Source organism: Olivibacter sp. 47, assembly GCF_030372825.1.
Lineage (GTDB): Bacteria > Bacteroidota > Bacteroidia > Sphingobacteriales > Sphingobacteriaceae > Olivibacter > Olivibacter oleidegradans.
In genome coordinates this window covers 4,571,580-4,591,891 of sequence record NZ_JAUCNR010000001.1, presented here as the reverse complement: position 1 = coordinate 4,591,891, position 20,312 = coordinate 4,571,580, and the positions used below count along the sequence as shown (strand labels likewise).

Sequence of the window (20,312 nt, the reverse complement as noted above, 5' to 3'; positions counted from 1 at the left end):
GTCGGTGATCGTATTATTACAGTGGCACGGGCAATCGCAATAGCACAAGCTCCTACTTAAAACCTATCACTTAAAACTTATAACTAAAAAGCTATCAGCAGTCAGCTATCAGCTTTAATAATGTATTATTACAGTGGCACAAGCAGTTGCAGTAGCACAAGCTCCTACTTAAAACGTATCACTTAGAACTTATAACTAAAAAGCGGGCATATAACCATAACCACCAGACAGAAAATAAACACCCGGTTGTGCAACCGGGTGTTCACTTCTAAGGCCTATCTTCTTTTGTAACGCTTGATACCGCCGAAGCCACAATACCGGCCGTAGCGAGGTAACCCGCAATGGTAGTTACCGTTGCCGGTAAAGCGATCGGAGCAGCCAATAGTGCCCCCCCTATCGCTCCTAAAGTTAATCCGATCGTTCTAATTTTTTTAAAGAACTTCGGTGTTGGGGATTTGATTCTTTTTGTTATTTCGTCCATTTTCGTTATTGGTTATTCGTTATTAGTTATTCGTTGTTGGTTATTGGTTATTGGCTTTCGGATGTCAGCTGTCGGCTTTACGCTGTAGGCTATAAGCGTTACGCACTCGCAACTGGCAACTAAAAACTTCATTCATCATTCAAAATTCATCACTCATCATTTATTTCCGGCTTTCGGATGTCAGCTGTCGGCTTTACGCTGTAGGCTATAAGCGTTAGGCTCTCGCAACTGGCAACTCACAACGCGCAACTAAAAACTTCACTCATAATTCATCACTTATAAAAAGCTACTCAATCACTCCTCCTCTCTTCAAGAAACTCCATCCGCTGTCGCAGTAAATTATAGTTCGCTTTTAAATCCGCTTTCAAGAGTTGTATGCTTGCTTTCATTAAAGCTACATCCTGTTCCATTTTTCGGAAATTTCCGTGTAACTGCTTTAAGAAATAGGCTATGATTGATAATAAAATACTGATGATCGTACCTAATAAGGTTATTAATTCTAATGATTTCATCCGTTTATTTTCTTTTTAATGGTTGATGAGAGCTCGAGTAAATAACCGAAGCGGCAGCGAAGCTCATTGACACCTGAAAATGTAAACACTTGTCAATAATCATTGCCCCCCGTGTGTCAATGTTATTTACATCTCGGTTTCATGGTTGTTTTTTTTAATTTCTTTTCCTAACATATTTTATGTTCTTTTTCTTGACAAAAAGAACAAAGTCAAGGCTGTCTAGGTCTCGCTAAAAATTCAATTCCCTTACACCGTTCTGCGGAGCCGCCCCAATTCTCTTTTCCTTTCCTTCGCTTCTTCGCATAACGTTTTTTCCCACCCTTCCAATTGAATTTTCTTTACGCTCACCCTAGAAGGCCGTTTTGCCCTACGCGCAAGAGCCCCGTGTAATTTTATCACTCACAACTCAACTATTCGACAACTCAACCACTCAACTACTTAACTACTCGACAACTAAACTCCGTCCAGCGGCAGCATATTCAGCTAATAAAGGATACACCCGTTTATACGCATCCGCCGAATGCAGTACCCGATAATCACCGTCAATGAGCTGATAATAGCTTCCCGTTAATAGGCAACCTCTCCTATCCGTATGGTAATTGCCAATATGGAAGAACACCAAAGTAAAATTCGGGATACCCCTGATTTCTATCATTCCCTTATGCATGGAACTATATCGACTTTGGTATTTGGCGTTCATCCCCGCTAGCTTATTTAAACCGAGTGGATACGTTCCGGCCGGGATGGCTGTTTCACCGGGAATTTTTTCATCCCGTATTTTATCTTCCAGGATATGCCACTGGAAGAGATTATTGATGTATAACTGGCCGAGGGTAGTATTCGTGCCTTCGGCGATTCTTAATAATTTGATCATGTTATTTAGCTTTTAGGGGTTAGGGAATTAGGTGTTAGCTCTCAGCAGTCAGCAGTCAGCTTTCGGATGTCAGCTATCAGCTTTATGCTGTAGGCTATAAGCGGTAGGCACTCACTCAAAATTCCTACCTACCGGCAGGCAGGCATCATTCATTCATCACTTTAAAAAGCCCTACTCAACTACTTCCCTACTTAACGTCTCAACGATTCATTAATAATTTAATCATGTTTTTAGTTTTTAGGGGTTAGGGAATTAGGTGTTAGCTCTCAGCAGTCAGCAGTCAGCTTTCGGATGTCAGCTATCAGCCTTATGCGGTAGGCTATAAGCGGTAGGCGCTCGCAAAGCACAACTAAACTCGTCAGCGAAAGCAAACCGACCGAGGTCGGTTCGCTTATGCGCAGTTTAGGACACAGTGATCGATCCTGCGTATTGACTGTTGGACGTTACAATACCTTCACGGTGTGCCATAATTACCCACACAGCGAGTTCATCGCCGGAAAAGACCGTTGGCAGTTCGATGCTTAGGTTGCCATCGGCCCGTGTGGACTGCTCCATGATATCAAAAAAAGCTTTGTTTTTGTTGTATACCAGTACAATCACCTCATCATCGGCAAAGGCCGTGAATCTGTTCATTTTAGGTTGCCAGGTTAAGGTAGCTTCGCCAGGACTTGTTTCCGCGAGTTCCAGACCAAAAAGAGGTGCCAGACGTCCACGACTCAAATTCACTTGCTCATAGGCAATTTCCAAATTCGGATAATCTCCTACTACCCCGTGTTGCAACATTTGCCTAAGGGCAACGTTGTAACCGGTCGCCTTCGTCTGCTGCAAATCGCTGAAGCCGATGTTCAGCAGGTCCTTAATCGGACTTAAGAAAGCGACCGCCATCCCAAATTTCGCTCGTTGCGATAACTGCGCATCCGTTGCCGGTTTATTCGAAGGTCGCGGCAAACTTCGCATGTAATCAACCGAACGCCATCTCGCGCCGATGTTGTTACCTACCTTACCTGAAAAAGCACCATTGATTCCCTTTAAAAATTTTCCCATTTGTTTTCTTTTTAAACGTTTTACAAATTTTCAACTCATTCAGACACATGTATATACCGGTATTTCTGTATCCTTGACGCAAACATAGGTTGACAGAACAGCCTCGGCAATTAATGATTGGAGATGACAGGAATTGATAGCAGGTGATCGTAGATGACAGCATGCAATCATTTAATAACGGGATTTATTTTTTATTTTAAGCAAAGAAACGGCGGTCTTGGAGCAGACGGGAACCAAGCAAGTTCGGCAAAAAATCGAAGGTCTTCGAAGGCTCTCGAAGCCTTGTCGAAGCCGCTCGAAGAAAACTCAATAAATTGCCGAACAGCACAAGGAGCAAATGCAACGGAAAAGCGAAGTGTAGCCGAAGCCTAAGCAACGGATTGTCGAAGCAGTCTCAAGCCAGTGTCGAGGCAGTCCCGACCATCTGTCGACGGCAACTCGAAGAACCGTGAACTAAATTCTACCGCGTCTTTTGCTTTCTTCCAGCGCTTCCACCAAATCGGCTTCATAGAAGTAATGTCGACTCCCCTTCATCCTTGGTTTAAGCGCCCCCTTCTTCACAAAACGATAATAAGTAGCTTCACTGATATTCAATTTATTCATTACATCCTGTGCACTTAACAAACGTTCGGGTAAATGTTGACGAGGCGATAAACACTGCTCGGTGAGGCTTTCCAGAAACTTATGAATTTGCACAACACTTTGAATCAATAGGTCTATCTTATTCATATGGTTTTAAGGTTAAAAATTAGAAGGCAAAACCTAGGAGCTAGAGTTTATGCTCATTTAGCCAGTCGAAAAAATCTTTTGCAAGATGTTTCATCCGAGAAATCGGAAAAGGTTCAGCTACGTGATATAAATAAACCTTAGCATTTGCATAGTTTTTATAATATTCCGTACCAATAACAAAAGCATTGGAAATACGGACAAAAAGGTTCTTGGGCAAAGCGCGATAAACCCGCGTCAAGGATTCGCTCACCATAATCTCCTCTTCCCGCAGTACAAGTTTTACCCCACCCTCAACGGCTTCCATATAAAGGATATCTTCAAAAAGGATTTTATAGTTTTTTAGCTTATCTTTCGCATTCACGAGAAAATAATCCTGTGCAATCCGTGTACCGTTTAGAATGGCATGAAATTGCGACTCACGTAAGCGGGTAACCACGTCGAAGAATCGCGCAAAATCGACCGGCTTAAGCAGAAAGTCCGCTACCCGATGCTCGAAGCCATCGTAAGCATACTGTCGATGAGCCGTGCAAAGCACCACTTTTGTACCCGGATTTACCCATTTAATCAGATCAAAAGCAGTTAACTCAGGCATTTCCACATCCAGAAATAAGATATCCGGTTGGTATTTCCGTAGTTTAGCAAGAGCTTCCGTAGCATCATTCGTTTTAAAAAGCAGCCGAACGTTCTGCATTTTGCTGAGGTATGTATTTAGCAGGTGTACCGCTTGGGGATCATCGTCCACAATACCGCATGTTAAGATGTCCATGTTTGTTCTGTATTTGCTTTAGTATCAATGACGTTCAATAACAAGAAATAAAATAAAAAGATCACCTTCGCGCCAATAGCTTAGCGTAAAATGCACCCCCAACAAGTACCGTAACCGATTTCTCAAGTCAATTAGCCCCGAACCGCTAGATACCGTTTTTGATTCGACCTGCTTAACTGCGTTGACTGCCGTCACCAGTAAGGTATCGCCTGCTGTTACCACCCGAAGAACCGCTTGCTGTCGGCTGTGATCAAGTACGGCATATTTCAGCAAATTCTCCACACAGTTTATCAACGTAAAAGCAGGCAAGCGAAAAGCACGATAATTGCCCGCGCAGAGCAAACGGATTGGTGCATTCCTGCTATCATCACCGTAATAAGCCTTCAATAATTTCGCAGTCTCCGATACTTCCCGTTCTAAGGTAACCGTTTGCAGCACTCGGCTATTTTGTTCGCTCATGCCATATTTAAGAATCTCTGCCAAGTAGAAAATCCGACGGCCCAAGGCCTCACTCAAATCACAAACGAGCGAGTAGCAGTGGTTAAAAGCATTCATTAAAAAATGAGGCGAAAGCCTAGAAACCTCTCCCTTTAACCGATAACGATGCAGACCACGACGTAAGTTGCGTAACCGCAGCATCAAAGCAGTCAATCTTCTTTTCTTTAGCACATTATGATAAAACAGAAAGTAGATGGCCGCATACTTACCCATTTCTTTCAATACGCGCCCAGCATTAGCCACAAACTGTTTGTGTGAGTAGGGAATATCCTCACGATAAATTTTCCAGCTGAAAGCAGGGGCCAATACATAAATATAGCCCCATGCAAATAAGACAAACAGGCCAACAGCACCCAGCAACGGCATAATCAAGAGACGCTTGCGCGTTCGTTGAAACAACCAAAAGAGCAGCGCCAAGATCAGGTAAAACGTGAACGCCAACAAAATCACCAATGCAATGATACGGCCGATAGACGGATCAGGATATGCCTTCAGGTTATATCGGTACATAATCGGAACGTAAACGAGCCATGCTGCTATATGAGCATAAACAGTCTTAGCGCTTACTTTGGGTAACCATTTCATCATAAGCTGTGTTTGTTAGATTTAAGCTCCCAGGTCAGTAACCTTCTATAATTATTTAGGTAATATGGACTTTAAATATATAAGTATTTGAGGAGATTTACAAAATCGCGGTACAGATCTTCACTAATTCGGTAGCTCATCAAGGTGTCGGCGCATAACATATAACATTGTTTTGTACTGCGATAAGGGAAATACCGGTAGGCGTTGCCTTCCTCGATCCTCAATTTCTTATTTCTCCGATATCTTCCCGTCGGTTGCCCCGAGAGCCAATGTTCCCATTGATGTAAATAAACACTTTGTGTTAACGTATCTTGCAATATGCCGAAAAGTTTACATAAAACGGCATTCAAATGATCCAATGTATTCTCATCCCATGCCACATATATCGGATCATGCGCGATTAGTTTTGGTACATGTGCCGTTGTCCTGGGGACAACGATAGGATAAATAGGGCATTCGGCCAGTCTGGCCAGCAAGGGGATGCCGCGATGAATATAAAGTTTTCCGCTGAAGAAGGGAACGGGGGCCAGCCTATCCAAGTCAATATCCGTAAAACATCCACGCCCACCGTCCACATAAGTCAGTATGTAAAAACCCTGCTTAATATAGTTACACATTTTACGGATTACGTGAGGATCTTCCGCCAGTAAAATAGGCGGCAATTGAAAACCCTGTCGTTTGTTCCTTTGCAGGTAAGTTGAAAAAGCCGTTTGCTTAGTCACGCGCGTTGCTACAAGCAAAACAAAGGGAAGCTTTTGTTGCATCAACCACCGGCCTATTAAACGATAAGAACCAACATGATACGTTGCTACAATACCCGGTTTGGCTAGGTACTTACGCAGTTTATGCCAAGCAGGCTGATCAAATAGCGCTAAGGCTTCCCGTTTATCCTGATCAAACAAATTCAGGGCCTGATGGAGGCGTGCACAACGGAACAGTTGAAGCAATTTTTTCGGTTCCACACCCGTTTCAAAAGCCTGCAATTGCGCACCGAAGAAAGCAAAAGAACGAATGATGGCGTCATTATTGAATAGTTCTTCATTTGCATATTTAGCAACAAGAGGTTGAATTTTTTCCAGATAAGTATTCATAATTTTAGTTCTTAAAAATTGAAACCGAGGAGGATGCGTGGGCATCCTCCGGTTTAGTTAAAAAATTTCAAACGGGCATTTATTTTCATCATCGTTCAACTCATTCCGCTCGATGAGCTGGTTTAATGAAAGTGGTGCTCCTAGAATAGGCAATACCCGACTGATCAGTTCAATTTGTAACTGTGACATGTTAACTACCATTAAATTTTAAACATAACCCTATTTACGGATGAGGGTACTTCCGACCTCTTGTCTGGCCAAGCAGAAGGTTTTTCTGGTGATCACAATCCAAAAGTGAGGCTTCGGAGAAAGAAACGAAAAGATTTTTTTTACCTTACCGTTGTTGCAAGCCAATTGACATAAAAGGCCAAAATTCTCCCATCTAATCGGCAAAAACCGTCAACTAATTAGTGAAAGGGGAACAGGTGAGCATGGGAACCTGTCATACTCACTACTCCCTATTCCCTACTCACAAATAGTGAACATGGAAACTTGTGAGCTGGGAACCCCATTATCGCATTAGCTCATTAGCTAGAATAACTAAAAAACACACTTCCATCCAAAAAAAGTTGCCATCTAATCCCCAAATTCTGCATAGTAATATCTAATTCTCCAAAAAGCATTCATAATTCAGAACTTAAGCCTATCAAAAAGAACCCGTTAGGCCTATGCTCAAAGCCGTACATATTGATTTACCCACCAACAACCAAGGATATTTACTCTACAGCGAGCGCGTGCCCGCCACCACCCCGTACCGTTTAACATTAGCCGATGTAAACTACTGGCAAAGCGATCAATTTTCCGTACTTGAGCAATATTACGACGCACCCGACGCGCTTATCTGCCTAGCTGATGTGCATGCAGAGGTACCGGTAGAAGTACCCATCCATTGCAAGCTATCCGATTTGTATTGGCTTTACCAATTAAAGGGCACGTACAGCATCCACACATCCAATAAGGCACAAAAAGTACTGCAAAGCCAAGAAATGCACTATACACAGGTATACGTACCTCAAGGCCAGTACCTTACCCATTTTGATAAGGGAAAACACCAGCTGTTCTATTTTGTGATTAAGCCAAATTGGCTTCTACGGCATGGTAAAAAGGAGTGGCGTGGTCTTCAAAAACTCTTGGACAACTGGAAAGAAAAGGCTGCAAATGTTAGGCACAACAAACAGTTCCCCATAAGCGAACATATTATGCTGCGGTTACTCAACTTCTTTGCTTTACCGCCCCTAAAACGGTTGGCTATGGATTTAAAAGTATACGAACTCTGTTTCAATTTACTCGTTCTAAGCCAAGAAGATATGCAGTCCGTAAAGACCGACTCAACATACAGTAATCAAAAAGTAGAAGCTATTCGCAGCACTATTGAACTACAGATACAGCATGGACAGGTGCAAACCATAAAACAGTTGGCACATCATTACAAGATATCAGAAAGATGGTTGCGAAAAATCCACTGCGAAATTTACGGTAACTCGTTGGGGCTGTACATTCAGCAGACAAAGCTGAAGCGCGCAACGGAACTCCTTGACGATAGCCGGTACACCATTTCGGAAGTAGCGCATCTATTAGGTTATTCCGGCATAGCCAGTTTTACCAATGCTTTCAAAGCCTATTACGGGCTTAGCCCGAGTGAGTACCGTATACAGAAACTGTAGGCTTTGCAAAGCCACTTTCCGCAACTCATAAAGCCGCTTTCCGCAAACAGCCGGTATCGATATAAGCTAATTTTATCCCTAAAAAGGAAAACTATTCATTATGAAGAACTACTTAACCATCCACAACAGAAAATTTGCAGTATTTCCGGGTAGGCCGGTGTAGTCTCGTATTCCCTGTAGATTTTCTCAAGATGAGAGAACTACAAGAAGTCATAATAAAAATTAAAAACTAAAAAAACAAGGAGGATAACATGTATACTCAATTAAAAAAAGGTTTAAGCTTTGCTTTTGCGATAGCGATGGCAATCATGGTATCGGGCAACGCTTATGCTACCGAAAAGACAGAGAAAGAAAATAAAAAAGAGAAGGTGCGGGCGACTACCACTTATTTTTACAACGGACCTTCCTCTTCGTTGAACGACCATGTGGCCAATCCGTCCAATTGGAACCAAAATCAGCAGCCAGGCCTTTCTTGCGACAATCCAACTCAAATACCTTGTAGCTTGGAGGTTCCGGAAGACATGACGCTGAACGAATACCTGGAAGAGCTTGGTTCTCCGCAGGCCATTATTGACGAATCGGCAAAAGGACGCAACTAGGATTAGCGTTCATTTTGCGGAATCCCTCCCAGCCTTATCACATCTTCCGGAATGAGAATGGTAAAACGGGGATCTCCAACGGGCAGCGTATATCGTTGCCCGTTCACTTCTCTTTCCAACGTGATCTTTCCACCCAAGTGATTGATGCGTTTCACATCAAACCATCTCAGTCCTCTGAATAGCAGTTCCTTTCTACGCTCCTTCAAAATCAGGTCCAATGTTTCCTGAGCATCAACTGTTTGATAGGGTTTGAAAAATCCGCGTTGCCATCGTTTTTCCAATAATTGATTCAGAACAGACAGGGCCTCTCCTACTTCTCCAAGGCGTACCAAAGCTTCCGCCTTGATCAACATCACCTCATCCACAGCAATTCCCGAAAAGTACGCGCCCCGACCTCCCCCATAACTGCCTTTGAAGCGGTAGGAACCGTCTTCATTTACTCGGAAAAAGGCCGGTTTGCGTAGATCTCTATTATCATACAGCTTAATGAGGTTACTATCAACCTTAGCCACCGCTTCATTTAATGAGTAATAAGTGAACAGAAATTTGTACAACAACACTTCCTCATTATCTTCGGAATTGAAGGGATAATCTGCCTGTACATCAATCTCATTGAAATCCAGTAAAGAGACTCCTTGCAGGGCTTTATCGGCATAAACAAGTGCATTTTCGAAATCCCCCATAAAAAGATAGGTCCGTGCCAACAATCCAAGCGCAGCCGATCTGCCCGGCCATCTTCTGTTCGGTTGCCTTACAGGCAGGTTTACTTCTGCCTCCTTCAGATCTTCCAATATCTGCCTATACGTTTCTTTCAGATTCGCCCGCTCACTTTTAACATTGAAATCCGAGGACAGACGAAGCGGTAAGCCCAATTTCTCGTCGGCGGTATTTTCATCATAAATCGACGCCCATATACCGGCCATCTCCAATAAGTTAACTGCCCGGTGAAAATGCGCCTGCCCTTTCACATTCTTTAACTCTTCATTTAAGGCTTGTTCGGCAACCCCTTCCAGCACCACATTGCAATGGTAGATACTTTTATAACATTTGCGCCAACCATCCTCAATATAACATAATTCGGTAAAAGGCCCATCTCTCCACCGGTACAGATCCCATTCCGTTTCGCATCCCAAACTTTCATAGTCATCATCGGACAGATAAAAATCAGCGGACGCAATCTCTCCCTCAGATGGAGAAATATCAATTTGCGAACTTTCGTTCAATAAGGCCTGAAAATGTTCGGCATTTACCGGTACTGCCAGCTTTTTATCGGGCTTTTCCTCCAAAAATTTTTTGCAACCGGCTAGCAGGCCAATCAGCAGTATAAAAAAGATAAGTCTATTTGTACAGTTTTTCATGTTGATCTTTTTTTTGTTATATCATAGTTGAGCACGTATTCCCAGGGCGTAGGCACGCGGCGGTACCAGGGTATTACCACCGCTCGGAAACTCCGGATCAATACCTTTTTTGTTTGCACGCCAAAGAATACCCAAATTGTCCGCATTTAAGAATGCCGTGAAACTCTTCACGCCAATTTTCCGAAGAAAGCCGGTATTCAGTTTATACGATAGGTTCACATACTGAAGTCGTATATGGTCTGCTCTTTCTACGAGCGGTTCGGTGTAGCGATAAAAGTTATCCCTGCTCGAACTTGTGGGATAAACCATCGACGGAATATCTGTATATAATTCGTCGCCCGGTTGTTGCCAACGGAACGCAAAATCACTGTGTTGCTCACCCTGTGAATAAAGATAGTAGTAGTTTATACTGCTGCGCCTAAAGTAATGCCCCATTTTATATACAATACGAGCTGATAAGCTCAGGTTCTTAAAAGTAACCGTATTACCGAGCGACCCAAACCATACGGGTAACACCGGGCCATTATATACCAGATCGTCCAATTGCGTACCGTTTCCATAAAGCTGGGTGTAATTGCTGCTAACCTGATCATTAAGAAAGCCCCTGGGATCTCCGGTTTCAGGGTCAAGCCCCGCCCATCCGAATGAAAACACCGAATACACCGGCTTTCCGATAACACCGGCAATCGAACGCTCCGTAACGAAGTCCCTTCCCCGGGTTGAGCTAAGGTAATAGTCAACTACTTCATCCCGGTTGAAACTCAGGTTCAACTGGCTCTGCCATGAGACTACGCGACCCTTTATGTTAACCGAATTCAATTGGATATCCATACCATGCCCTTTCATTTCCGCTACATTCTTTGTGATATTGCTACCAACTCCTGCCGTGGGATCCATTACCTCCAGTCCGAAAAGATTCTTCCCGCGTTTCAGATAATATTCTATGCTGCCGCTCAGCCGGTTATCCCGAAAGGTAAAATCTATTCCCATATTTGTAGTTTGCACCGTTTCCCAGCGTAGGTCAGGGTTTGCGTAGTTATCGAATCTTGCATAGGGAAACCTCGTATTCCGGTTGATACCAACATACCAAATGGTGCTAACGGCACTCATGGCCGGATCGATATTGCCGCTATACCCATGCGTTAACCGGAGACGCAGATAAGGCAGCATGCTACTTTTATAGAAAGATTCCGCACCGATATCCCAGCTGCCACCTACTGACCAGAGCATGTTCCATTTGTTGTTGGTATTTAAGCCGAATAGATTAGTAGCATCACGTCTCATGCTTGCCGAAAGGGTATATTTCCTTCTGAAAGTATACGCCCCATTTCCGTATACCGACACAAAACGCAAAATCCGATCATCCAACTGCTGGTTGTTCGGAATAAAAGAGAGACTTCCACTAACAAAATTCGGATATTGCCGAGTATAGTCTACCTGACCGAAACTGAGATTATCGTCTTTCAATCCATAGATGCGATATTGATTCATCGCCGTATGTGACTGTCTTATCTCAGCGCCGATAATCGCGTTTATCTCATGGTCTGACCAAGCGGTATTGACATTAAACTGGGCCCTGCCGCTATGCGAAGCCAGCGAAGATGACGTAATATCCGCAATACTGCCTTTGGGCACGATATAGTTCACTGCTCCCGAAACCGCGTCAATCTGGCTATAGGAATTTATGAGGTCACGCGCAAAATAACTCGCTTCGCCCCGCTTGTTGGTCCGTTCAATCAGTTGCTTTTCATATTGATACCTGCCATCAAATGAAAACCATTCCGAGAAGCGATAATTGAAACCGGTGTTGAGCAGAACATCCGTTCCATTGGTGCCGTTCCGCATATAACGGTAATCCTGCAAGGGATAATAATTCCAATCCAGCAATTTACCTTCTTCGGCCAATGCATCCAGGTAAGGCTTTCGCTTCTGATAGATCGGCAGTGCATTTCCCGCTGCATCTGCAAACTCGGCATAGGGGTAAAGATTGTAAGTAGCCATTCCGATACTTCCGTAAGCAGGTTTCCCCGAGCGATCAGCAGTACGTGTAAGATAAATATCGGAGCTGACAGTGAGTTTCGGTAGTGGCCGCCAAGTGTTCTCGAAACGAATATTCACCCGTCGGTTCAGTTCGTTTAGGTTGGAATTATTGCCATCATAACCCAATCCCATACCCCAGCTATGCTTGTCTGTACCCCCACGCATGCGTAGGGAATACTGCTGATTGAGCCCGCTACTATAAAAGTATTTATTATACTGATCCCTCACATCCAATGCGGACAAACGCATACGCTCCGTTAAATAATTCGCCGAGTCGATCAGTCCCGCATTCAGCTGGATTAGTTTCTCAACAATCGGACTGAGTGGCAGCTTTCCGATACTGTTGATTCTTGAGTTATAATAGCCTTTGTTGAACAGGAGCTCTTCGACCCCGATATAGTCGGCTGTTTCCATTTGAGGGAGATAGGAGAGATCAGGTTTCGTTATGAGCTGAGCACTCGCCACCACATCTATTGTGAGCGATTGATTAAATCTGCCCTTTTTTGTGGTGATCACAATCACACCGTTTCCGGCGCGGACGCCCCAAATAGACGCTGCGGCGGCATCTTTTAATACGGTGATATTTTCAACGTCGTTCGGGTTGATATTGGTAATATCGCCTTCATAAGGAAAATTATCCACAACAATCAGCGGTTGCTTAGGTCCTCTGATACTGCTCAGTCCCCGGATCATCAGCCTTCCGGAAGAATTAGTACTATTGTCAGCGATCAGACCGTTGGCAACGGCCGGTAGGCGGCTCAGGACGTCTGTACTTACCTGCTCGCTGAATGTTTCATTGTCTATAAAGGTAAAAGAACCTGTTGCGCGTTCTTTTGCAATTTTTTGATAGCCCGACGATATGGTTACCTCTTCGAGCTGTTGTTCGTCAGGCTCTAAAGCAATAAGTAGTTTATCAACCGTCCGGCCATTAAGGTTTTCCCTTTTTGTAATAAAACCGATGTGCTGGATAAATATCAGCGAATCTTTCACGTCTATGAGTGCTTTAAATTCGCCCCGTGCGTTCGTATTGGCAATGGTTGTTCCATCGGACAGTTTTATATTTGCCGCGCTGATCGGTTGATTGTCTCGAGAGGAAATTACATGTCCGGCAATTCTTGACTGCGCATGACAGGTAAAGCTGATTAAGGCACACCATAAGATAATACATAATTTCATTTTGTTCAGGTTGAAGGTTATAGGTCAGATTTTCTAATAACAAATACGTCTGTCTCAATCTCTTCTTTCGTTACCGTGAGGTTATAGCGTTTAAGTTGTGTTATTAGTCGTTCAACATTATCAGGTTCCAGCTGTAAGGTGAGGTCAACAGGGCCTTCTATGCCCGTTGCGTCTACTAGCAGATCGTCCGACCGGCCAAAAACGAAGCTGTTGATTCCGGCTACCAGGTATTTTATGGGATAACCTTTTAAGCGGACAGCATCACCCGGTATACTTTTAAAAAATGTATTCATTTTAAGGGAGTCGGTACCTGATAAAAAGCTAGGTTCTTCAGCTATGTGGCGGAGCACATAACAGCTGCGTTTTCGTTTTTCAATCATGCCCTTCCAGCCACTGTACCGGTTTACTTCATTTAGCATGTTTTTATATACCCTGTTCATGTCAGCTACCGTGTCGGCCGATAGTGAAATTGTATAAACCATCCCCAATCCCAACGTGTCCCGGGCAGCTATATATCTATCTTTCGATGAATATAAGATTCCCTTTCCGGCAAACAGCTTGCGGGCCAGATAATCGTAAATGCCGAGTAGCGGTGTGTTACATAGCGCCAGACCAACGGCCGCCCCGTTGTTATCCCTATGTATCTTAGGGCCGACCGGCAAACCCAGATAAGTTTCTTCAATAAAGATGCTATGGTGTTTGACCTTATTGGAAACCAACAGATCGCCTTTTAAGAATAGAGGTTTAGCGGCATCGACATCCCGTTTCATTTTTAGTCCAACGATTTGGTTGTCAATTATCCTCGATACATTTATAGCGTTAACCGCATCAGGTCTGGTAGTAGCCCTAACGACACCCTTCTGATCAATCCACACACAATGTGGAATAAGCTTATGGTAAAAGTACTTCTTCAGCATATTATCATCAGTTATGGAGCCTATATTCAGGTCTTGCAGCAATTTGTTGTTTTCCAAAAATTGCCGGGCCTTGTCAGATGGTTCATACGTTACCGATAGCACTTTGAGCTCTGTTTCAAATTTCGCCTGTAGTTGATGTAAATCGGGCATGGCAGCTACGCAAGCCGTACACCAAGTCGCCCAAAAATCCAGTATAATCAGCTTGCCTCTATAATCATTCAGCTTTACCGTGGTACTTCCCTCCTGCCCTGCTTTTACCGTTTGCAGAGGCATATGCCATAAAGCTTCCGGAATGGTATCTCCTATTTGTAGCGGCTTGATAGAATCTGTAGATAAAGCCACGCCATGGGCAGCCTCCGGGGAGGAGGACTGCCGGGCGTGTGCCAAACAAACACAGAACAAGACGTTTAAGGCTGTAAGGTATATGGTGTAGGGCTTAAGGTAGTTAAGAGGTATAAGGTGTAAGCTGTAAGGTTTAAGGGCGCGCCGGGCCTTAGCACTATGCGGCACTGCCGGTTTACCGAACGTCACCTCGAGCCTGTCGAGAGATCCGAGCCCGACCTTCCCTCTCGTCATTTCGACTGAGGGAAGTGATGTGGACAGAGCGGAACGGAGAAATCTTCGAGCAAAGGCAACGAGCGAACTCACCATTGATAACTCATCACTCATCAATAGCAACCGCTTTCGCATGTTAGCATTTACATTTTTAAAGCCCCTCTCCAATCGTTTAAGAGGAAAAATATGACTCACTTTTTGCCTTATATGCTTAAAAAGCTTATTTTTGAACAATAGGGTTCCTATGAAGTCGTAAACCTTCATTTTTTATTTCGATTTAGGTATTTAAGTTTAAAATGAAATATGCTTATTTTACTTAGTGGAGGCTGTAAAAGATCATATACTCGTCATTTCGAGCGAACGAAATGACTCGAGAAATCTCCCCACAACGTCTACCACATGGAGCAAAAGAAGATTATTTTACAACTATGTAGGAGCAGTTATGACAAGGGTATTAGGGTTTTGAAAGGGTTTTGCGACTACGCGAGGTATTGTGCTAGAGTCCCTTGCGGGATTTTTTCTTGATTGGTTTTGGTTTAGTAAAATCGCTTTCATAATAGTTTTAGTTATGATAACGAGTTCCTGAAGTATAGATCGCGTCCAATCAAAGAGAAGGCTCCCTATCTTCACTGTCAACGGAGCACGGCGAAGAGCTCTAGACACAGTTCCGATAGGGAGCCACCCCTCCTTTTGTACAAAAATACAAAAGTTTGGGGAAAAGCAATCCCTATGGCTCCGTGTCAATAGAAAATTCGCCGTTTTCGTTGACGGAACTCTTTTGGTGAAAAAGGAGAATATCACAGATTCCTTAACACCACATTACAAATGTACGGAAGATAAATTTAATATGCAAATCGATTACTAATTAGTGTTATAAAAACATGACAATGCACGATTCAGGTCCAAAGAAAAGGTCAAGCAGATTAAAATCACCAGAATACAGAAAAGCGGTTGGAAAAAAATTGAGGGAAAAAAGACAAGATAAAGGCTATTCTCTGAGCGACATAAAGGATATGACAACTATAGCCCCTAAAACTACTCTTGAAATGGAGAAAGGATTAACGACAAATATAGACTATTACGTTGAGTATGCTAAGGCCGTGGGCTACGATCTTGCTCCATTAACTACCACGGGGATTGAACTTATTCCACTAAGAGAATTACCTCCTAAAAAACAAGAAAGAGCCTTTCTTACGAGAAAAGTTAGACAACACATTATACAAAGCGGATTTCTTAGTGAAGGAAAAACAGCACAACAGATAAGAACCCATCTAATAAGTATCAATGTAATTGATGGGGAAAAAATTACCACTACAGATGTTTCTGGAGTGATGAGAAACTTCGTTTTAGATGAAACATTAGAGGTTGTATTAAAGTCAGCTGGCAAAAACATATACGCCTTTAAGAAATAATTATGCTATGAGTTTTTACTTATAGAGAAAACTGCGGAGGAAAACCCGATGAACTAGATGAAAGAGTATATCAAAAAGTGCTTTATTAAAAAATTGAAAATATGATAAAGTAATCACAACCACTCTTAAAAAAAACGAAACCCGCCAGCTTGAATTGTTCCAGGGCTAGCGGGAATAATCTAACACAAAGACAAGACTATGGAAGCAGTGATTTCAGATGTTATAGAGATTATAGAAGAAGGACGTAGAAAAGCGTATCAGGCAATCAATACATCTATGGTTGAGGCTTATTGGTTGGCAGGTAAGCGAATTGTAGAGGATGAGCTTGAGGGGCGTAACCGTGCAGAATATGGCAAGTCTATTATGAAGAAACTCTCTGAGGCTTTGATGGCTAGATTTGGACGAGGGTACTCTCCCGCGACATTGTACAACTTTAAACAATTTTACTCTACATTTCCTGATGAAGAGATTTTCTACAAAGTTTGTAGAAAATTGAATTGGAGTCATAATAGACTGATAATGAGAGTATCGAACTCTGAAGCAAGAATGTATTATCTAAAAGAAGCTGCTGAGCAAAACTGGGGAGTAGAAACACTAGAACGCAATATCAACACTTTATATTATCAACGGCTAATTTCATCCCAAAACCCACGGCCGATAGAAGATGAACTGTTGGAGAACACAAAAGAATTTCAGCGTGATAACCGTGACTTTATTCGGAATCCAACAGTATTGGAATTTCTTAATATTCCAACAAATTATGCATACACAGAGAAACAGCTTGAGCAATCGTTAATTGACAATCTGCAACATTTCTTGCTTGAACTTGGAAAAGGTTTTGCCTTTGTAGCACGCCAAAAGCATATTCGCACGGAAACTTCCGATTTCTTTATTGATCTGGTTTTCTACAATTATATCTTGAAATGCTTTGTCATCATAGAACTGAAAACAGATAAGATTACTCATCAGGATATCGGACAACTAGATATGTATGTTCGCATGTTTGACGATCTAGAAAGAAAAGAAGGTGATAATCCGACTATCGGCATCCTACTCTGTACCGAAACTGACCGAACTATAGCAAAATATTCAGTACTGAATGAAAGCAAACAATTGTTTGCTAGCAAATATTTACCCTACCTTCCCACCGAGGAGGAACTCGTGGCGGAAATTGAACGAGAAAAACAGTTATTGAGAGAGCAAGGTGTAACGTATGGGAAATAATAGCGTGTATATCTTGAAGGGGTCGAACTACCAAGGTTCCATAAAACTTCTTGAAAAATACAATGTGATTTTAGAAAATAGGGCGACTACTAATTAGCTTTAAACAAATAAGACCAGTCAATTTGCCTGGTCTTATTTCATTAACATAGTCTTTCTCTTGAATTCATTTTTAATTCTTTTATAGAATTTTATTGATCACTTTCCAAATATTTATTATTGCTGACATTTTTGCTCAGCCAATAATAGTAAACTAATAAAATAAAGGCAATAAAATTCACACCAATAAGAGTCCCGTCGGATTTATCAAACTTAATAGTAAATTCCCAAATAAGATTCGTTAAAAAGGTGCCGTAACTCACCTCTTTTGAGGAGTGGACAACAGCAATATAACCTATAAATCCAAGCCCTTGTACATATTTAAAATAAAAACCGTTTGTAAATATATGCAATACCTGAATAAGACAAATAATTGCATTTACCGAAAAATATAACGGTTTAAGCCGATCTAAATGCACAAGGATTTGAATATTATTAATCACAGTTACAACAACAATAGAACAAAACGCCAAGAAGCCTACAATCACTAAATAATTATCAAAAGAGTTTTGAATAACTGCAACAAGGATATAAAAAAGACTAATCAATCCCATGCAAAGTTGGTAAACCGCTGTTGCCTTGATTAATAATCTATAATTTTTCATCTTGTATTTTTTGAGGGTTCATTGTATTATCAACGGCAGTTCTAAAGAATTCCTTCATAAAATTCATTACATCTGCAAATGCGCTAACCACAATTTCAATCCAGCCTCAGCCTTAAACAACTCTTTCCCAAAATTTTTTCCTCCTCCAATTGTTATACTCATAGCATCTCTTCCCGTCGTAACTTTTGGAATTGGATGCACATTTAGCATAGTTTCTCCTACTTTAACCACCGTCTGTTGGTTATTTGACACAAACATCCCCCACAAAATTTTCAATCCAAAGGTAGGATCATCTGCCTTCTCCCATCTCGATCAATAAACCGTATTGGATTATTGAAACAGTAACTGCAGGGAGAGTACCTCCTCACCTATGCGCAATAAAAGTAGCGAAAGCTGCTATAAAGTAATAAGACCTAGACATGCCAGGTCTTACTGCTATTTAACAGGCATATTCTGTTCAATAATTTTTCATCTCTTCACTCAAATCTTTCGCAAACTCAACTATATCCACTACAAAACCAGTATTTTGACCAACTGGAAAAATATTTAAAAGAAATCCTTCAGAATGAACGAAATCTAACAAATAGTTCTCAAAAAAATCCAAGTTGATCTCTTCGATCACGAACTCTTCCCAACCGTTTGTACAACACTGATCAGCAAATTCCTTTGCCAACCATAGAGGGAAAAGTTTAGAAGTATCTACCTCTGATATAGCCCAATTACCTTCCAGATTCTTAAGTGAATACATTATCTCTGTATCTGCTACACGCTTTATAAAGTATTTATAGCGTTCAAAAGCTTCCAAAGATGAAACGACCTTTATTTCTTTTTCAGTAATTTTTATCATTATTCAATAAAACACCGAAGTCTGGTATTCTCTGGCTTTGGTGTTAATCGTACATAGGTCTCTCCTCACTTTGACCAAACTCAAGAGAACCGTCCTTATTCTTACTAAACCCAACGTATTTGCCTTTGTGTTGATCTATTTGATAGTCGTTTTTATTTCCATTCAAAACAACTGAGACAAAGACTGTATCATTTTTTGGAACATATTCTATTGACTGTTTATGAACGTCAATGATATATCTGTCCTTACTTTTAAGAATACTCAATACCGTATTTGTTACCCCATCAGAAAAGCCGCTTTTTAATGTATCGTGCTGTACAACTAATTTATTATCAATATAAAGATCGAGCACATCATTATCAAAAAAGTCTTCAAATGCTATTTGCATGTAAAGTTCTTTTCCGTCATCATCTGTTCTCGATGATACATTTGCATTTCCACACGAACACACAAGAACGATCCCGGCTATCCATACACGCAGTTTAATAATTTTGCCTACCATTATTGAGCTTACCTTCTTCATACTTTTTTAACATATCCATAATTTGCTCCCTTGTAATTTTAGTACCAGCATCGGCCTTGCCCGATTGATTCATTAGGTTTCCGGGCATTGTACCTTTATCAGGATGTTTATTCCCAGCCGAGTGTCCTAGTTCATGAGAACCAGTTCTTTCTAAAGTAGCATTTCCTTTTGCACTTAGACCTGTCCCCTTATATTTCCCCGCTTCTGCTGGTTTATCTCCCACAACATCTTTAGAGATATATACAGCTTTTTCTCCAAACGCTGCTACACCTAGAACTCCATAGGGTCGCACTCCTCCTGGATTATCAGGATCTGCAAGATTACCATCATCACGAAGGTAAAAGGCATGATCACTTTCCGCTAATGGTTTCATAAAACTATCTCCACTGGAAATGCCTTCAATATCTACAGAAACCTGAACCTCAAACCCCTTTTCCTGTATTCCATAGTAATCCTTAATTGCATTTCCTAAACGAGAAGCATAGCCTGCCATATCGTAACTGCTAAAGTTTATGCTGGACTGGTTTATTAATTTACCGGTAACTGACATCTGAACAACCGTTGTTCCATCACTTCGAGTATGGCTTGCCAATCTTATATCATTACCATCCGGATCGATATATTTAAGCGGGTTATTTGCAACATATACATACGGAGATATGTCATAGTACTTCTCTGCAGACCCATCAACAGTCCCGAAACGCCCAATCACCGGA

At 41.9% G+C, this 20,312-nt stretch carries 21 protein-coding genes; 4 read left to right on the top strand and 17 right to left on the bottom strand.

The genetic code is table 11. The features are described from left to right. Positions 1-268 precede the first annotated feature (268 nt). The 9 genes from QT327_RS20065 to QT327_RS20025 form a co-directional block, all read right to left on the bottom strand. Positions 269-481: a hypothetical protein gene (locus QT327_RS20065; RefSeq protein ID WP_130856083.1), complete on the bottom strand. Its 213-nt coding sequence runs from the start codon at positions 479-481 to the stop codon at positions 269-271. 290 nt (positions 482-771) lie between these two features. Beyond that, on the bottom strand, positions 772-993 hold the full coding sequence (locus tag QT327_RS20060; RefSeq protein WP_013665150.1) for a hypothetical protein: 222 nt from the start codon (positions 991-993) through the stop codon (positions 772-774). 442 nt (positions 994-1,435) lie between these two features. Then, a complete protein-coding gene (locus QT327_RS20055; RefSeq protein ID WP_289553819.1) occupies positions 1,436-1,867 on the bottom strand; it encodes a DUF5675 family protein in 432 nt (143 codons plus the stop codon). Positions 1,868-2,269: 402 nt separating this feature from the next. Further along, positions 2,270-2,911: a DUF6266 family protein gene (locus tag QT327_RS20050; protein WP_130856082.1), complete on the bottom strand. Its 642-nt coding sequence runs from the start codon at positions 2,909-2,911 to the stop codon at positions 2,270-2,272. Positions 2,912-3,364: 453 nt separating this feature from the next. Further along, on the bottom strand, positions 3,365-3,640 hold the full coding sequence (locus tag QT327_RS20045; RefSeq protein WP_130856080.1) for a helix-turn-helix transcriptional regulator: 276 nt from the start codon (positions 3,638-3,640) through the stop codon (positions 3,365-3,367). Positions 3,641-3,680: 40 nt separating this feature from the next. Next, a complete protein-coding gene (locus tag QT327_RS20040) occupies positions 3,681-4,406 on the bottom strand; it encodes a LytR/AlgR family response regulator transcription factor (RefSeq protein WP_130856079.1) in 726 nt (241 codons plus the stop codon). A gap of 24 nt (positions 4,407-4,430) precedes the next feature. Further along, positions 4,431-5,492, bottom strand: coding sequence for a histidine kinase (locus QT327_RS20035; RefSeq protein WP_149105271.1), 1,062 nt, complete (start codon positions 5,490-5,492; stop codon positions 4,431-4,433). A gap of 68 nt (positions 5,493-5,560) precedes the next feature. Next, positions 5,561-6,580, bottom strand: coding sequence for a lysophospholipid acyltransferase family protein (locus tag QT327_RS20030; RefSeq protein WP_289553817.1), 1,020 nt, complete (start codon positions 6,578-6,580; stop codon positions 5,561-5,563). 57 nt (positions 6,581-6,637) lie between these two features. Then, positions 6,638-6,769 (bottom strand): hypothetical protein, encoded by a 132-nt coding sequence (locus QT327_RS20025; RefSeq protein ID WP_256377656.1) that lies wholly within the window; start codon positions 6,767-6,769, stop codon positions 6,638-6,640. Between the two features lie 479 nt (positions 6,770-7,248). Here QT327_RS20025 and QT327_RS20020 point away from each other — a divergent pair, with 479 nt between their 5' ends. Both QT327_RS20020 and QT327_RS20015 read left to right on the top strand, forming a co-directional pair. Then, entirely contained in the window at positions 7,249-8,244 is a 996-nt protein-coding gene (locus QT327_RS20020; protein ID WP_149105270.1) for a helix-turn-helix transcriptional regulator, read from the top strand. 251 nt (positions 8,245-8,495) lie between these two features. Then, positions 8,496-8,843 carry a hypothetical protein gene (locus QT327_RS20015; RefSeq protein WP_149105269.1) on the top strand — a complete coding sequence of 116 codons (348 nt, stop codon included), beginning with the start codon at positions 8,496-8,498 and terminating at the stop codon, positions 8,841-8,843. Between the two features lie 2 nt (positions 8,844-8,845). On the opposite strand, the gene QT327_RS20010 is transcribed toward QT327_RS20015, so the two are convergent. Genes QT327_RS20010 through QT327_RS20000 form a run of 3 tightly spaced genes read right to left on the bottom strand, consistent with a single transcriptional unit; the run spans position 8,846 to position 15,153 of the window. Next, the gene (locus QT327_RS20010; protein WP_149105268.1) at positions 8,846-10,201 is read right to left on the bottom strand and encodes a RagB/SusD family nutrient uptake outer membrane protein; all 1,356 of its coding nucleotides are present in this window, start codon (positions 10,199-10,201) and stop codon (positions 8,846-8,848) included. 21 nt (positions 10,202-10,222) lie between these two features. Further along, the gene (locus tag QT327_RS20005; protein WP_149105267.1) at positions 10,223-13,417 is read right to left on the bottom strand and encodes a SusC/RagA family TonB-linked outer membrane protein; all 3,195 of its coding nucleotides are present in this window, start codon (positions 13,415-13,417) and stop codon (positions 10,223-10,225) included. Between the two features lie 17 nt (positions 13,418-13,434). Beyond that, entirely contained in the window at positions 13,435-15,153 is a 1,719-nt protein-coding gene (locus QT327_RS20000; protein WP_289553815.1) for a TlpA family protein disulfide reductase, read from the bottom strand. Positions 15,154-15,776: 623 nt separating this feature from the next. On the opposite strand from QT327_RS20000, the gene QT327_RS19995 reads away from it, so the two are divergent. After that, on the top strand, positions 15,777-16,301 hold the full coding sequence (locus tag QT327_RS19995) for a helix-turn-helix domain-containing protein (protein ID WP_289553814.1): 525 nt from the start codon (positions 15,777-15,779) through the stop codon (positions 16,299-16,301). 198 nt (positions 16,302-16,499) lie between these two features. Continuing rightward, entirely contained in the window at positions 16,500-17,525 is a 1,026-nt protein-coding gene (locus QT327_RS19990) for a PDDEXK nuclease domain-containing protein (RefSeq protein ID WP_149105264.1), read from the top strand. A gap of 188 nt (positions 17,526-17,713) precedes the next feature. Here the strand turns inward: QT327_RS19990 and QT327_RS19985 are convergent, their stop codons facing one another. The 5 genes from QT327_RS19985 to QT327_RS19965 form a co-directional block, all read right to left on the bottom strand. Beyond that, positions 17,714-18,226 carry a hypothetical protein gene (locus QT327_RS19985; RefSeq protein WP_149105263.1) on the bottom strand — a complete coding sequence of 171 codons (513 nt, stop codon included), beginning with the start codon at positions 18,224-18,226 and terminating at the stop codon, positions 17,714-17,716. A gap of 66 nt (positions 18,227-18,292) precedes the next feature. Next, the gene (locus tag QT327_RS19980) at positions 18,293-18,484 is read right to left on the bottom strand and encodes a hypothetical protein (protein WP_149105262.1); all 192 of its coding nucleotides are present in this window, start codon (positions 18,482-18,484) and stop codon (positions 18,293-18,295) included. 199 nt (positions 18,485-18,683) lie between these two features. Further along, the gene (locus tag QT327_RS19975) at positions 18,684-19,073 is read right to left on the bottom strand and encodes a DUF2750 domain-containing protein (protein WP_210421300.1); all 390 of its coding nucleotides are present in this window, start codon (positions 19,071-19,073) and stop codon (positions 18,684-18,686) included. 43 nt (positions 19,074-19,116) lie between these two features. Beyond that, positions 19,117-19,596, bottom strand: a complete 480-nt coding sequence (locus tag QT327_RS19970; protein ID WP_149105261.1) for a hypothetical protein — start codon at positions 19,594-19,596, stop codon at positions 19,117-19,119. Beyond that, the coding region (locus QT327_RS19965; protein ID WP_502910539.1) for an RHS repeat-associated core domain-containing protein at positions 19,556-20,312 on the bottom strand (757 nt) is incomplete at its 5' end. The genes QT327_RS19965 and QT327_RS19970, both read right to left, overlap by 41 nt.

Coding starts and splice junctions, on each gene's coding strand:
- QT327_RS20030 (WP_289553817.1), bottom strand. CDS start 6,580: ATGAATACTTATCTGGAAAAAATTCAACCTCTTGTTGCTAAATATGCA.
- QT327_RS20020 (WP_149105270.1), top strand. CDS start 7,249: ATGCTCAAAGCCGTACATATTGATTTACCCACCAACAACCAAGGATAT.
- QT327_RS20035 (WP_149105271.1), bottom strand. CDS start 5,492: ATGATGAAATGGTTACCCAAAGTAAGCGCTAAGACTGTTTATGCTCAT.
- QT327_RS19980 (WP_149105262.1), bottom strand. CDS start 18,484: ATGTTTGTGTCAAATAACCAACAGACGGTGGTTAAAGTAGGAGAAACT.
- QT327_RS20025 (WP_256377656.1), bottom strand. CDS start 6,769: ATGTCACAGTTACAAATTGAACTGATCAGTCGGGTATTGCCTATTCTA.
- QT327_RS20045 (WP_130856080.1), bottom strand. CDS start 3,640: ATGAATAAGATAGACCTATTGATTCAAAGTGTTGTGCAAATTCATAAG.
- QT327_RS19970 (WP_149105261.1), bottom strand. CDS start 19,596: ATGAAGAAGGTAAGCTCAATAATGGTAGGCAAAATTATTAAACTGCGT.
- QT327_RS19985 (WP_149105263.1), bottom strand. CDS start 18,226: ATGAAAAATTATAGATTATTAATCAAGGCAACAGCGGTTTACCAACTT.
- QT327_RS20010 (WP_149105268.1), bottom strand. CDS start 10,201: ATGAAAAACTGTACAAATAGACTTATCTTTTTTATACTGCTGATTGGC.
- QT327_RS20040 (WP_130856079.1), bottom strand. CDS start 4,406: ATGGACATCTTAACATGCGGTATTGTGGACGATGATCCCCAAGCGGTA.
- QT327_RS20060 (WP_013665150.1), bottom strand. CDS start 993: ATGAAATCATTAGAATTAATAACCTTATTAGGTACGATCATCAGTATT.
- QT327_RS20000 (WP_289553815.1), bottom strand. CDS start 15,153: ATGAAGGTTTACGACTTCATAGGAACCCTATTGTTCAAAAATAAGCTT.
- QT327_RS20050 (WP_130856082.1), bottom strand. CDS start 2,911: ATGGGAAAATTTTTAAAGGGAATCAATGGTGCTTTTTCAGGTAAGGTA.
- QT327_RS19975 (WP_210421300.1), bottom strand. CDS start 19,073: ATGATAAAAATTACTGAAAAAGAAATAAAGGTCGTTTCATCTTTGGAA.
- QT327_RS19990 (WP_149105264.1), top strand. CDS start 16,500: ATGGAAGCAGTGATTTCAGATGTTATAGAGATTATAGAAGAAGGACGT.
- QT327_RS19995 (WP_289553814.1), top strand. CDS start 15,777: ATGCACGATTCAGGTCCAAAGAAAAGGTCAAGCAGATTAAAATCACCA.
- QT327_RS20015 (WP_149105269.1), top strand. CDS start 8,496: ATGTATACTCAATTAAAAAAAGGTTTAAGCTTTGCTTTTGCGATAGCG.
- QT327_RS20005 (WP_149105267.1), bottom strand. CDS start 13,417: ATGAAATTATGTATTATCTTATGGTGTGCCTTAATCAGCTTTACCTGT.
- QT327_RS20055 (WP_289553819.1), bottom strand. CDS start 1,867: ATGATCAAATTATTAAGAATCGCCGAAGGCACGAATACTACCCTCGGC.
- QT327_RS20065 (WP_130856083.1), bottom strand. CDS start 481: ATGGACGAAATAACAAAAAGAATCAAATCCCCAACACCGAAGTTCTTT.